This window comes from Streptomyces sp. NPDC059957, from assembly GCF_042730015.1.
In the GTDB taxonomy this organism is placed as follows: Bacteria; Actinomycetota; Actinomycetes; order Streptomycetales; family Streptomycetaceae; genus Streptomyces.
In genome coordinates, this window is sequence record NZ_JBHWMB010000021.1 from 15,894 (window position 1) to 28,652 (window position 12,759).

Genomic DNA, 12,759 nt, shown 5'->3' on the forward strand with positions numbered 1-12,759 from the left:
CTCGCAGCTCTGGCAATTCGTAGGCATCTGTCAGTCGGGTGGCCTAGAGCCGAGCCCAGGACGGTGATCCAGCGCAGGCTGGAGGGTGTCTGGCGCCGGGAGGCCAGAGGCGCTGGGAACAATGGTCCGCATGCGGACGTGCTGGGTGTATCAGTTTCGGGATGGATCGGAGCGCTAGGTCGTCGAGGTCCTGGCCGAGGGAGCCGGAGGGCCCCGGCAGATATACGTACGGAAGTCCCGTTCGCACGGGCTGGTGGACGGGTTCTGCGGCATAGCGGCCGGGCCCACGAACGGAGCAGGCCGCCGATGGCCGTCGGCGGAGCGGAACCGGTCGGGGCCGTGACCAGGTGAGGACCCGGCACCTACCGCGTGGACCGGGCTCATAGGATCTGAGCCCGCCTCATTCCAGCCCGGGACAGCTGCTCGATCCGCTCGGGCGCCAGGGCGCCGGCCGCGCGCTGGTTCTCGTCCTGCATCCCGAGCTTCAGCGGGGGACTACTGCTGACCTGCTTTGAACAGCGGCCGCCGCATCGGCGACCGGCTCGTCGAGTGACTACCTCGAGCTGGGATACTGCCCTTTTTCGGATTACCGGGTGAAGTAGCGTCTGCTCAGTCTGTGCAGGAGCCGCAGGCCACACCACGGCGAAGGCAACTCGCATGAGGCGGTGGTGATGGCTGCCACCACGAGGGCCATGGCAGCGGCCGCCAGGGTGGCGAGGAGCCATGCTGAGCGCCGCACCCCGCGGGGCGACCAGGGACGACGACCGCGCCGAAGGGTCCGCAGGCGGCGTTCAAGCACCGGGACAGCTGTCGCTCTGACGAGGCTCCCTGGATTTCCACCCGATGAGGTGGCTGCGGGACGGCTACCCGATCACAAAGCCAGGCCGGCTCAGCCGGTGGGGCGGCAGATGACCTGTGCGATGACGTGCTGGCGGGAGTCGCTGTAGTTGGCGGCCGCGACGGTCCAGCGCCGGCCTTCGAAGTACGAGTTGTAGGGGTGCACGAAGGCGCCGACGAACTGGCCGCCGCCCGTGGGGAGCTCGTTGGGCTGGCACTCCGACACGGAGGAGCCGTTCGACCGCGGCAGCGGGTTGTCTGGATTGCCCAGGCGTGGGTGGTGGGTCTGCGTCGAGCAGATCACCTGGGACACGATGAGGCCGGGCTCGGCAGAGTAGTTGACTCCCTCTGCCCGCCAGTCGGTTCCGCTGCTTGTGCCGGAGTCGGTCACGAGGAACTGCGACCGGTCGCCGACCACCGAGTAGCCGCCTCCGCTCGCGGTGGTACCGGCCGGGCAGTGTGCCGTCGCCGAGGCTGTCTGCCCGTGGGGCACGTGCTCGGTGATCACTTCCCGCACGTAGTGCGTGGCCTGGTCGCAGATCACGTAGGCCGCGACGGTTGCCGGGCCTGTGCCGTAGTTCCGGACGTCTACGAACCAGCGGTTGGCTGCGTCGCTGCGGGGATGCCCGATTGAGATGCTCAGGTAGGGGGCTCCCCCGCTGGTGTGCGCGCCCCCACCGGTCGCGTAGTAGCCCGCGGGACAGTCCGCCCAGGCCGTCTGCACCTCGCCCACGCCCATCTGTCTGGGCTGGCCCACCACGGTCACCGGCACGGACACCGCGGCCCGGTCGCGTGGGGCGGGCCTCTCGTACGCGGCAGCGGCGCTCGTCCCGGTCAGAACGAAAGCCGCCGTCATAAGAGCGAGGGAACGTCTGGTTCGCATTGCCTGGAGCATGAACAGGACGTTAGAGGACGCCTGCGCCGGCGAACCGATTCTCCCGGCGGCGCCGCGCCACCCTGTATCCCTCCTGCCCATGCGCCATCCCAGGCGGGTGAGGGGCGCCGAAGTCGACGGATCCTCCAGGGCGGCCCGCCCGCGACCGTGGTGCCACTAAAGCCGGGTCCGCTCTACCGGGGTGAGCCCACCGCTACTCATGGCCGGCTCGTGACCTTCAACGCAGACTCCACGCGGGTGGCAGCTCACGGCGGAAGCTTGGCGTGCCGCAGCAGGCACGAGACCTTGGTTGCCCAGCCCTGGTCGGGGGACTGCGGCACGCAAGGCTTCTGCCCCCGTCCGTCCCAGCGCATGCTGCAATACCACCTCGGCCTAATGTCCCGGTGGGGTGGGGGCTACCTGGTCTTCCGGCCGGGTGGGGCCACGCCCGAAAGGAACCAGCCCGGTCTGGTGCCGCGGTTGCTGTCGCCGGTCAACACCGGGCCTCGCGGATCGTGACCGGCCGGGCCCTCACCGGGTTTCCTCCCCGAGCCGCCGTCCCTTGCTGCCGGTTCCCCGCGAGAGGGAGAACCATGGACCTGCACAACCGGCTCCTGCTGGACGACAACATCCTGATCATCACCGTCCACGAGCCCGTCGCCAGCGAAGAGCGCGCCGCCCTCGCGCAGGCCATCGACTTGCTCATAGAGGAACACCACCCCGCAGCCCTCGTCATCACCCTCGACCCGGATGCCGGCACCCCGGCCGCCGTCTCCGTGATCCTGCGCACGCACCGCCACTGCGCCGAGCACAACATCCCCATGGCCGCCGTGACCCCCCACCCCGCGACCCGCTACCTAATCCGGTCCAACGAAACCGCGCTGCCCGTCCACTCCCACACCGACCACGCCCTCCTCACCGCCAAAACCCTCCTGCGCCGCTGACCGGTGGGCAGTGCTGCACAAACCCGCGCCCTGCGCCGCGGCAGAGCGAGGGGTGGCTTTGTTCACGAGTTCCCTCTCGACAGAGCCAGCGGCGGCCGCACCGGGGTGGGCGTACGGCGTAGGCGGCCGGCCCGTCCGGGCCAACCCCGGGGGCGGGGCGGGCTATGCCCCTCGGCACCGGGTACACGAGGTCAGGGCGTGCACTCGCGCTGCCTGGCAGGTCAACGCAAGGAGGTACCCGGTGGACGCGATCGTGCTGCTCAAGGAAGACCACAAGACGGTGGAGAAGCTGTTCAAGCAGTTCGAAAAGGCCGGCGAGGACGCACACGCGGAGAAGCGGAAGATCGCCGACCAGGTGATCGACGAGCTCACCACTCACACGTGGATCGAGGAGAAGATCTTCTACCCGGCCGCGCGGGAGGCCGCCCCCGACACCAAGGACCACGTCCTGGAGAGCATTGAGGAGCACCACGTCGTGCTGTGGATGCTTTCCGAGCTCAAGGACCTCGATGCGGCCGACGAGCGTTTCGACGCCAAGATGAGCGTCCTGATGGAGAACGTGCGCCATCACGTCGAGGAGGAGGAGAAGGAGTGGTTCCCGGACGTCCGCAAGGCCATGGGCCGCAACCGGCTCACCGAACTCGGCGACCAGATGGAGAAGGCGAAGAAGAAGGCTCCCGGCGAGCCGCTCGCCGTCCCCAGCGCCAAGAGCTGATTTCTACTGCCGGGTGTCCACGCCTGCGTCGCTGCTTGCAGCTGCAGACGGTTGAGCCGGGTTGGATGAGGGCAGGCGCGTGAATGCGACAGGCTTTCCCGAGGGGCCGCTTCGGGCGTAGGCCTCCGTTCTCCAGCGCTCATGCGGCCGGGGTGGAGTTGCCCCCCCAGCAGCTCCACCCCCCAACCGAGGCGCACACTGCCCACCCTGGTCACAATCGCAGCTGGTTGACCCCACTTTTCGGGCCCCGGACAGGCGCCATACCGCAGCCCAGTGCCGGCCGCCAAGAAGGCGCAACGTGGGTGTGGTTAGGACGAGACGAGGTGACGACCCGATGCCTCCTACGGCGCTCATCGTGATCGACATGCTCAACACATACGCTCATGAGGATGCCGAGGCCCTGGTCCCGTCGGTCCGTGAAGCGCTCCCAGGTGTGACGACCCTGCTGGGCCACGCCAGGGCGAGCCATTCGCCCGTGCTCTACGTGAACGACAACTTCGGTCAGTGGCGCTCGCACCACGGCGAGATCCTGCAGGCCGCCCTGGAGGGCCGGCACGGAGACTTGGTGAAGCCCGTCGCTCCTGACGCGGACGCGCTCTTCGTCGTCAAGGCCCGGCATTCGATCTTCTTCGAAACCCCGCTCGCCTACCTACTGGGCCAGCTGAAGGCCGAGCGCCTGGTCCTGTGCGGGCAGGTGACCGAGCAGTGCGTGCTTTACTCGGCGCTCGACGCCCACATCCGGCACTTCGACGTCGTCGTGCCGTCCGACGCGGTCGCCCACATCGACGCCGACCTGGCCAATGCTGCCCTGCGCATGATGCGTCGCAACATGGGCGCGGACATCCGCGCGGCGGGCGACGTCACCTTCGACGCGCAGCCGCCGCAGTGACGGAGCCCCAGCCAGCTCAGGCCCGGCGGCTGTGTCCGTGCAGTGCTCGATCGACTGGTAGTGACGGGGCGGCTATCCGGCGGCCATGCCGGGGCCGGGGAGCAGGGTTTCGTCGCGGTGGTATCCGAGTTGTTGCAGCCCGCGGGTGATGGCGTTCGCCTGTGCGCGGCGTTCGGCGACTTCGGGCGGTTCCACGACGGGGCCGGGGTCGGTTGTTGGGTCCGGCGGGCGAGGGGTTACCGCAATGACCGCATCCCAGGCGTCACGGGCGATGAACTCCGCGACCTCGGCGCCGACCCGCCTCTCAGCTTCGGAGGTGTTCGCGCCGGCAGTGCTATCTGTGCGGCTGTGCGGCTGAGGTAGGCGGCGATGGCCGCGCGTTCGGGTTCCGTCGTCATGGATGCACCGTAGGCGCAGGACTACGGGCCAGGGAGCCCGCCACGCGCCCGCCCGGTGGGTCGGCGCACGTCGGAGGTTACGTGAAATCTGGTGCGTGCAATCGCGCGCAGGCGCGTGTGGGGGCAGAATTAAACGTATGGGAGCACTGAATGGCCGCCGCCCCGAGTGGACTTTCCTGACCAGCCATGCCCGGGTCCTTCTCGCGATTTCCCGTGATCCCGGAGTTCGGCTTCGCGATGTGGCGCTGACGTGCGGTATCACGGAGCGGACCGCGCAGGCGATCGTTGCGGATCTCGAAGCAGGGGGGTATCTGACGCGGGAGGTCCGTGCGGACGATGCCCGTCGTAATCAGTACTCCGTCGCTGACGGGGCCATGTTCCGTCATCCGGCCGAGGCCGGTCACGAGATCGCCGGGCTCTTGCGGCTCCTGGCGGACTCGCCCGGGCACCTGCAGGCCGGCGCCGACGCCTGACGCCCCACGCACGCCATGTGTAGCTGCCCGCGGTCTGGCCGCGAGGCCCAGCCGGTCGTGCCCCGGCCGCCTCCGTACAGGCCCGCCGGGCGGGCCCACGGTCAGGGGAGAGCGACCGTGCCTGCCTGCCCCTCCGCTGTGGCCGCAGTGCGTGGCTTCTCGGGAGCGGTGAGGCGTTTCAGGGCTCGGGTGTGAGAACAGCCTGGGGGGTGAGGCGTCGGCGTACGAGGTGTTCGGCGATGTCGACGGCGCGCTCTTGGCGGTGGACGGCGTAGGCGTGTAGGTGGTGTGCGGCTTGGGCGGGGCTGGTCTGGGCGGTGGCGGCGAGCATGCCGATGGCGATGTCCAGGACGGCTTTGGCAGAGAGTGCTGCCTGGGTTCGGGTGACGATGTCGTAGGGCCGTAGGGGTTCGCGGCTCCAGGTCAGGACTGATGTGGTGGCCGTGTGGGCGAGGGCCTGGACCAGGCGTGCGTCGGCCGGGGGCAGGGGAGCGGGGGTGCGGGCGAGGAGGTTGAGGGCGCCGATGTTCTGGCCGCGCAGTTGCAGGGGGAAGCTGTGGGCCGCCGCGAATCCGGCGGCGCGGGCCAGGGGAGTGAAGGCGGGCCAGCGCCCGGCGGCGGCCAGGTCGTCGGCGTGGACGGGGAGGCCGGTGTTGTAGGAGTCGATGCAGGGGCCTTCGGAGACCTGGAGCTGGAACAGTTCGGTGAGTTCGACGCGGTCCTCGGTGACGGTGACCGACTGAAGGCGGCCGCGGGCGTTGACGAGCATGACGCCTGCCGCGTCCATGCCGGTGAGGCTGACGCAGTGGTCGGCCAGACGGCGCAGGAGCGTCAGGGGGTCCACGTCGTCGGCGACGGTATCGGTGAGGCTGACGAACGCCTCGGTGATCTCCTGCTCGCGGTTCATGTCCGTCCTCACCTTCTGTGCTCTGGTCCGGCCGCGTGGGGTCAACCTAATCATCGAACCTGGCCCGTCCGGCAAGGACGTCACGGGCTGCTTCGGTGATGCTCTGCCCCTGGGCGAAGGCGTGGGCTCGCAGGCGCGCCAGTGCTTGGGGAACGTCCAGGTCGAGATACACCATGATCATGCCGGTGGCCTGGTGGACCTCGTCATGGTCGGTTTCGGCCTCGCTCAGCCACGCCGGCTGCTCCCCGGGCGGCTCCTGGGCCTGGAGGGCGAGCAGGGCGGTGGTGATCGCGTCCGCCGCGGGGAACGCGAAGGAGCGGTCCCGCTCGGAGAGGGGACCGGGGCGGTCACGGTAGAGATCGAGGGTTCCCACCGCGACGCCGGGCAGGCCCAGAGGGAGCGAGAAGACCGCTCGTACGCCTAGGTCGACAGCCTGCTGGGCGAAGACGGGCCAGCGGCGCGCGTCCGTGCCGCCGGTCAGATCTTCGGCCAGGACGGGGGCCGCCAGCGCGAGGGCCTTACGGCCTGGGCCGTCACCGAGCGTGTACTGGGCTTCGGCGAGCTGGCCCGCAACGGGGTCGCTGGACCACCACAGGGTGTGGTCATCGCTATCCCCGCTCAGGGAAACCGAGGCACCGGTGACATCCAGGACGTCTACGCACGCCCGGCACAGTGCGGCCGGCGTTTCGATCCCGGGGGTGTCGGCGAGGGAAGCGGCCAGGGCTTCGGAGAGCCGCTTGAGGTCCTCTGCGCCAAACGATCCGCCCCCGTCTTCGGGGAAGGCGGAATAGGCTCCCACAACCTTCACCTCCCCACCGGTAGCCGGCTCGTATTCTCTCCCGGCGGCTACCCCCGCAGCACACCCCAACACTCGCAACACACCTCAGGAACAAGGATGGGCCCTGCGGCGCGCTGTGCGGATTCCCGCCGCCCGATGGATCAGGACCCCATCACCCAGCGCCCGGTACAGCTCGCGTGCCAGGGCGGCTTCACCGTCCGCCGCCCCTCGCGCGGCCACGCGGCCGGCCGGAGCCAGCCGCAATGCGGGGGCGACTTGTTGACTCCCGGCGCGCTGCCGGGAGGGGGCGAGGGCCACCACGGTCATCTTCAGTTTGGCCGCCCGCGCGTCGATCGCGGCGAGGGCGTCGGCAGGCACCGGGAACGGGGCGTGGTCAAGGTCCAAAACCAGCGAACCAGGCCCGGCCCCGATGCCCTCCAAGGCGTCGGTAAGACTCTCCAGGGATGTGGCGCTGTCGCCAGAGCATGCCCCCGCGCACAGGGTCAGCACCGCCACGGAACCGTAGCGGTGAACCCGTACCGAGTATGAGTTCACAGCGGGCTCGCCTCGCACGGGTACCAGCTCCGAACGGAAGGGCCAAGGGGCGGCGGTTGCCGACTACCACCGCTGGGTCCCGGAACACGGCTCGTCAGTTCCAGGACGTGTTCATGCCCGTCAGTGGGGGTCCGCCGGGCCACTCCACTCAGCGGATGCCGCTGGCCGGGCGGGGCCGGGCCGTGAGCGACGGAACCGGAATATCTATCTCTTCCACCATCCCACACCTGCAACCGGAGGTGAACGCGGACGGCAAGGCACGCAGAGTCCGCCGAATCCAGGGGTGAAACGAGGGGGTCGGGTAGCCGCCGCACGAGCTCATGACGAGATCCGCGAAGGCCAGTAATTTCCGGCCGGCCCGCGACGAAGCGGCAAGCGCACAGCAGCCCCGTACACGCGAGGGCCGGGTTTCACGGCCCGCCGTTTCCTTCTGGAGCATCGGAGGTTGCGGTGTCCACAACGACAGTTTCTCTGCCCGCGTTGCCCCTCGGTCTGATCACCCTGCCCGGTGTCTACCGGCCGCAGGGCGATACCCATTTTCTGGCCGATGCTCTGGCTAACGAGGAGATCGGCGCGAGCACGGACGTACTGGAGATCGGCACCGGCACCGGGGCCCTGGCTCTGCAGGCCGCCCAGCGAGGCGCACAGGTCACGGCCGTCGATGTCTCCTGGGCTGCCGTCACCACCGCGCGCCTCAATGCCCTGCGGCGCCGGCTTCCACTGCGGGTGCTGCATGGGGACTACGCGGCCCGTACCAAGGGGCGCCGCTTCGACCTGGTCCTCTCACCAACCCGCCCTACGTCCCCGCCCCCGACACCCGGGTACCCGCCGACGGCCCGCAACGGGCATGGGACGCCGGCCCCCACGGGCGTGCCGTCATCGACCGCATCTGCGCGAACGCCGGCGCTGCGCCCTGGGGGAGTGCTACTCATGGTTCATTCGGGGATGTGCGGAGCAAAGGAGACGCTTGACCGGCTACAGGGTCCGCGTCTGACGGCGGAGGTGACGGCGCGCGTCTTCTTCCTGTGGGGCCCGGTCCTGCGTTCACGGCGCGCCTGGCTGGAAGCCCAAGGTCTCGCGGCCGGAGGCGAGCAACGAGAAGAGCTCGTCATCATCCGGGCCCAGGCCCCCCCCCATCTGAGTGCCGCAGAGTCTCGTCGGCCCCGACCCCCGGGGCTTCGCCCTCACCCCTGAGCCTGGCATCCCCGACAGATCCTGCGCCGGTGAGGGCAAACGGGGCGAGGAGGAGGGATGATCGTTTCCAGAACTGCCATCACCGGGACCTCACCGACGCGACGGGCCACCGGGGGTCGCGCCTACCGCAGGCGGCTGACGTGCTGTTCAGCGGCGCTGATGGCCAATCGGAGATGGGGCTGGCCGAGCAGGACACACAGCGTGTAGGCGGCGTCGTCCATGGCGCGCAGGGCGTCGGGGTCACCCGGGGCCCTCGCCAGGCGGGCCCGGCAACGCTGCAAGCGGGCGAGGACCTCTTGGGTGCGTGGCAGGCTGGGCAGGAGGCCAGTTTCCCGGGGGCCGGCGGGCAGGGACCGCACGGCCAGCACAGTGAGGTGCAGTGCCCGCTCGATGTGGTCCGGGGCGACTTCACCGGGGGCCGTAGCGACCAGCACTGCGGCGATGTCGGCTGCTGAGACGTTCACCCGCTCTGCGGCGGCCTGCAGGATTTGGGCTGCCTCGCGGGCCGAGCAGGGCACTGCCGCCATGAGCATGCCGGTCGCCCACGCTGTTACGGGCTTCGCCACCAGCGGCCGGTCACCTGGGGCGATGGCAGGGTCCTGCCGAAGGGGAGCGGGCGGCGGATCGGCAGGTAGGGCCACGGGGGATCCATTCAGCGCGGGATGAGGAAGAGAGCGGGGGCGCAATTCACAAACGACGGCCCCGGGCTCCGGCACCACCCGGCCACCACCAGGAACAGTCCCGGTGGGGGCCAGTGCGGTCGGCTGACTGCCCGGGGCGCGGCGAAACCTCACAGTGCCGACGGTGGGTGCACTGGGGTGCATGTAGTGGCCAGGGCCGCCGCGGACGCCTTCCAGCCTCGCGCATCGGCGATCCCGAGGGCTCTGTGCAGCGCCGTCCGGCAGGAGAGGGCGGCCCGGAGTTCCCGCGTCCGGCGCATCCGGACGTAGCGGGAGAGGACGGGAATGGCCCGGCGGGACCGGGCGACGGTCTCAGCCAGGCGTAGCGGGGCCGCCTGCCAGCCGGTGGTCAGCAGCACGGCACCCTGCTCGTTGGCGCTCTTCTCCAGCTCGGCGAGGAACCGCAGGCCGCTCAGGTCCACGAACGGGACATCCCGCAGATCGACCACGACCGCCACGGTGCGCACGGGAAGCTGCAGCGAACCCGGACGACGGCGGAGGGCGAGGTCTCCGTGCAAGGTGATCAAGAGGGTGTCCCCAATGTGCTGGAGGTGCACTGCGAAATCACGTGCTGTCCCCGCTTGCTGGCTGCGCGGTTCCTGGTCAGGCGCGGCTCGGTGCACCTCGGGACGTCGCTCCTGCGGGTCGCGCCCCGGCGGGCCGAAGAGGACGGCGGTCCCGGTGAGCTCCAGCAGCCGGCCGACCGGGCAGCTTGAGGCCCGGATGATGATGCGGCCTTCAGCCTGGTGGCGGGCGCGCAGGAACTCGTTCAGCCCGGAACAGTCGCAGAACGTGACGCCTGCCAGGTCCAGGGCCACTGGGCCCTCGTACGAGCAGAGGACGGCCGCGAGCATGTTCCGCAGGTGGGGGGTGCTGTCGAAGTCGATCTCCCCCCGGACCGTGACGAGGACCTCGTCCGCGGAGGGGCACACGCTCAGGTACAGCCCTGGGGCCGCGGGAGTGGACCACTCGGGGGCGGGTGGGAGGGGTGCGTGGGGAGTCATGAGTTCTCCCGGCCGAACGAGGGGTATGTCCCTATGGGAACGCACGTAGCTAATTACATGAAAACCTCATCGCATACTGGTGTCAAGCGACCCAATCCACGCCGCGCCGCAGACGCGGGTCCGGTTCCCTGCGCGAGCGGGCCCCGGATGTTTCCGGGGCCCGCATTTCGGCGGTGTCAGACCTTCCCGCGCCAGGAGCCGGTTTCCCGGCCGCGGTCTTCGATGAACGTCTTGAATCGCTTGAGGTCGCCGGTGACCTGCCGCTTGACCAAGCCGAGCTTGTCGCCGACATTCTCGGCGAAGCCCTCCGGGTCGTAGTCGAGCTGAAGCATCACCTTGCACCGGGCGTCGTCCAGCCTGTGGAAGGTGACCACTCCCGCCTGCCTGACCTCGCCGCCCAGCGTCGTCCAGGCGACCCGCTCGTCGGGGATCTGCTCGGTGATCTCCGCCTCGAACTCCCGCTCCACACCGCCAACCTTCGTCACCCAGTGCGTCATCGTGTCGGTGCGCTGATCGATCCGCTCCACACCGTCCATGAACTGAGGGAACGAGTCGAACTGCGTCCACTGGTTGTAGGCGGTGCGTACGGGGACATCCACCTCGACGGACTCTTCTACCTTCGACACGAGTCAATCCCTTCTGGTTCGCGGCATCCATTCCAGAGCCGGTCTGTTGGCACGGGAACCTCTCCCGCGCGTTCTCGCCTGCCCCATCGAGCCCGCTCTATGACCCCCGCCCTCCAGCCTCTGCTCCGACACCCTTCCCGGCGTGGGTGCGGCCGGCCTCGCCCTGTCGCTCGCGGTGCCCGTCCGGGCGCTGCCCCGCGAAGAGGCCGTGAGGCGTCCGTGTTGTCGGCACGTGCGGGGGCATGCGCATGCTGAGGGCGTTCGGACAACCCGGACACAACGAAGTCGTGAGGTTGCGGCAAGAGCGGTAACGCTCGCATAGACAGGACACCCGATGAGCAAGATGGCCGAAGGCGCACTTCCCGATGCAGCCCCGTCGGTTCCTCCGTTGTTGCAGCACGAGGGCGGAACCGCTGACGATCACGGACGGCCTCCAGGCGCACCCTCCCGGGTGGGCACGGGCTCGACAGCGCTACCCAGCAACTCCGAACGAGTCCGCGAAGCCAACGCATCAGGGGGAAACCGCGCAAGCAACCCTCGCCCCGATACCGCGTCAGCCCGGCTTCCCGTAAACCCTGTCGAACCGAGAGAGGAACGACCACAGAAGTATGAATTGGCCTTCCCCGGCGGATCCGAGGGTGCGGACCTCGTGGAGGTGACCCGCATCAACCGGACGGGACCGGGAGGCTACCCCGTCTACCAGGACGCGACAGGCATCATCCAGGCCGAGATCAGCGACCAGTCCGAAGTCCGGATCCTGGCCACCGGAAGCGGCCAGGACTCAGTCCTCGGCGTCATGGCACGCCCCTCGAGCTGAGGCCTCCCGCTGTGCCGACGCTATCCGCTCAGCACCCAGCGCACACCTGGCGCAGCGGCGAGCGGCCCCGCACGCCCCGACCCGCCGGGAGGGTTCAGGAACAGGAGCTCATCGTGAATCCCCACGGCAGGGCCCGATCCTCACAATCGAGCGCCGGCGGCGCGCGCGTCGTGGTCACCGGTGCCACGGGCAACGTCGGTACCAGCGTGGTCCAGCTTCTGTCCCAGGATCGTGGTGTGGATTCGGTGCTCGGGCTGGCGCGGCGAGTGCCGTCGTGGCGGCCTGCGAAAACCGTGTGGGAGGCCGCTGACGTCGAGCCGGGCGGGGCCGGCCTGGTCCGGCTGTTCGACGGTGCGGACGCCGTGATCCACCTCGCCTGGAAGTTCCAGCCCACTCACCACCCAGCCGCCACGTGGCGCACCAACGTACTGGGAAGCATGCGTGTCTTCGACGCTGTCGCCGCAGCCGGCGTCCCCACCCTCATCCACGCATGGTCGGTCGGCGCGTACTCGCCCGGTCCCAAGGACCGCACGGTGGATGAGTCCTGGCCCACGCACGGCTGGCCGCAGGCCGCCTACACCCGCGAGAAGGCCTACCTCGAGCGCGTCCTGGACGCCTACGAGCACACCCACCCCGGCATCCGCGTGGTGCGCATGCGCCCCGGTTTCCTCTTCAAGCGGGAATCCGCCTCCGAGCAGCGGCGGATCTTCGCCGGCCACCTTCAACCTGGCCGCCGCCCCCGTGGTCGATGCTTCCGTCCTGGCCGAAATCTTCGAGGCGCGAAGCTTCACCATGCCGGCCGCCCCCGTTCGCGCAGCTCTCGCCGCGGCCTGGAGGCTACGCCTGGTGCCCGCCTCGCCCGACCTGTTCGACGCCGTTCTCCGACTGCCTCTGATGGACTCCAGCCGCGCCCGCAAGGAACTCGCCTGGGAACCCGCTCGTACCTCCGTTGAAGCCCTTGAGGAATTCCTCGCCGGACTGCAGACCGGCAGCGCAATGGCCACGCCCCCACTCGCTGCGCGCAGCTGAGCCGCATGACCGAAGACTCACGCTGCTGTGCTGTGGTGG

The 12,759-nt window shown here is 69.5% G+C and carries 13 protein-coding genes and 2 pseudogenes; 7 read left to right on the forward strand and 8 right to left on the reverse strand.

Features of this window, described 5'->3' with window-relative positions; all coding sequences use genetic code 11:
* Positions 1–889: 889 nt before the first annotated feature.
* Positions 890–1,693, reverse strand: a complete 804-nt coding sequence (locus ACFWBW_RS16330) for a hypothetical protein (RefSeq protein ID WP_385372922.1) — start codon at positions 1,691–1,693, stop codon at positions 890–892.
* A 611-nt stretch (positions 1,694–2,304) separates the two neighbouring features.
* Between ACFWBW_RS16330 and ACFWBW_RS16335 the strand changes: the two genes are divergently transcribed.
* The 3 genes from ACFWBW_RS16335 to ACFWBW_RS16345 all read left to right on the forward strand — a co-directional run bounded on the left by ACFWBW_RS16335 (position 2,305) and on the right by ACFWBW_RS16345 (position 4,259).
* Positions 2,305–2,655, forward strand: coding sequence for a hypothetical protein (locus ACFWBW_RS16335; protein WP_385372924.1), 351 nt, complete (start codon positions 2,305–2,307; stop codon positions 2,653–2,655).
* A 241-nt stretch (positions 2,656–2,896) separates the two neighbouring features.
* On the forward strand, positions 2,897–3,370 hold the full coding sequence (locus ACFWBW_RS16340; RefSeq protein WP_385372926.1) for a hemerythrin domain-containing protein: 474 nt from the start codon (positions 2,897–2,899) through the stop codon (positions 3,368–3,370).
* A gap of 334 nt (positions 3,371–3,704) precedes the next feature.
* Complete coding sequence (locus ACFWBW_RS16345) at positions 3,705–4,259, forward strand: isochorismatase family cysteine hydrolase (RefSeq protein WP_385372928.1); 555 nt, start codon at positions 3,705–3,707, stop codon at positions 4,257–4,259.
* Between the two features lie 72 nt (positions 4,260–4,331).
* Here the strand turns inward: ACFWBW_RS16345 and ACFWBW_RS16350 are convergent, their stop codons facing one another.
* On the reverse strand, positions 4,332–4,454 hold the full coding sequence (locus ACFWBW_RS16350) for a hypothetical protein (protein ID WP_385372930.1): 123 nt from the start codon (positions 4,452–4,454) through the stop codon (positions 4,332–4,334).
* Positions 4,455–4,794: 340 nt separating this feature from the next.
* Here ACFWBW_RS16350 and ACFWBW_RS16355 point away from each other — a divergent pair, with 340 nt between their 5' ends.
* Positions 4,795–5,130: a MarR family transcriptional regulator gene (locus ACFWBW_RS16355; RefSeq protein WP_385372932.1), complete on the forward strand. Its 336-nt coding sequence runs from the start codon at positions 4,795–4,797 to the stop codon at positions 5,128–5,130.
* Positions 5,131–5,308: 178 nt separating this feature from the next.
* Here the strand turns inward: ACFWBW_RS16355 and ACFWBW_RS16360 are convergent, their stop codons facing one another.
* The 3 genes from ACFWBW_RS16360 to ACFWBW_RS16370 form a co-directional block, all read right to left on the reverse strand.
* On the reverse strand, positions 5,309–6,037 hold the full coding sequence (locus ACFWBW_RS16360) for a GAF and ANTAR domain-containing protein (protein WP_385372934.1): 729 nt from the start codon (positions 6,035–6,037) through the stop codon (positions 5,309–5,311).
* 46 nt (positions 6,038–6,083) lie between these two features.
* On the reverse strand, positions 6,084–6,836 hold the full coding sequence (locus tag ACFWBW_RS16365; protein ID WP_385372936.1) for an ANTAR domain-containing protein: 753 nt from the start codon (positions 6,834–6,836) through the stop codon (positions 6,084–6,086).
* An 84-nt stretch (positions 6,837–6,920) separates the two neighbouring features.
* Entirely contained in the window at positions 6,921–7,331 is a 411-nt protein-coding gene (locus ACFWBW_RS16370; protein WP_385372938.1) for a hypothetical protein, read from the reverse strand.
* Between the two features lie 489 nt (positions 7,332–7,820).
* Between ACFWBW_RS16370 and ACFWBW_RS16375 the strand changes: the two are divergent.
* Positions 7,821–8,495: pseudogene (locus ACFWBW_RS16375) on the forward strand (HemK2/MTQ2 family protein methyltransferase); the annotation flags it as partial.
* 191 nt (positions 8,496–8,686) lie between these two features.
* On the opposite strand, the gene ACFWBW_RS16380 reads toward ACFWBW_RS16375, so the two are convergent.
* From ACFWBW_RS16380 to ACFWBW_RS16390, 3 genes are all read right to left on the reverse strand, one after another.
* Positions 8,687–9,130, reverse strand: a complete 444-nt coding sequence (locus tag ACFWBW_RS16380) for a DUF5133 domain-containing protein (RefSeq protein WP_385372940.1) — start codon at positions 9,128–9,130, stop codon at positions 8,687–8,689.
* Positions 9,131–9,354: 224 nt separating this feature from the next.
* Positions 9,355–10,248 (reverse strand): STAS domain-containing protein, encoded by an 894-nt coding sequence (locus ACFWBW_RS16385; RefSeq protein ID WP_385372942.1) that lies wholly within the window; start codon positions 10,246–10,248, stop codon positions 9,355–9,357.
* 176 nt (positions 10,249–10,424) lie between these two features.
* Entirely contained in the window at positions 10,425–10,874 is a 450-nt protein-coding gene (locus tag ACFWBW_RS16390) for an SRPBCC family protein (protein ID WP_385372944.1), read from the reverse strand.
* Between the two features lie 343 nt (positions 10,875–11,217).
* On the opposite strand from ACFWBW_RS16390, the gene ACFWBW_RS16395 reads away from it, so the two are divergent.
* Together ACFWBW_RS16395 and ACFWBW_RS16400 are read left to right on the forward strand one after the other, a co-directional pair.
* Positions 11,218–11,691, forward strand: a complete 474-nt coding sequence (locus ACFWBW_RS16395) for a DUF6296 family protein (RefSeq protein ID WP_385373092.1) — start codon at positions 11,218–11,220, stop codon at positions 11,689–11,691.
* Between the two features lie 170 nt (positions 11,692–11,861).
* A pseudogene (locus ACFWBW_RS16400) lies at positions 11,862–12,720 on the forward strand (NAD-dependent epimerase/dehydratase family protein).
* The last annotated feature ends 39 nt before the right edge of the window (positions 12,721–12,759 follow it).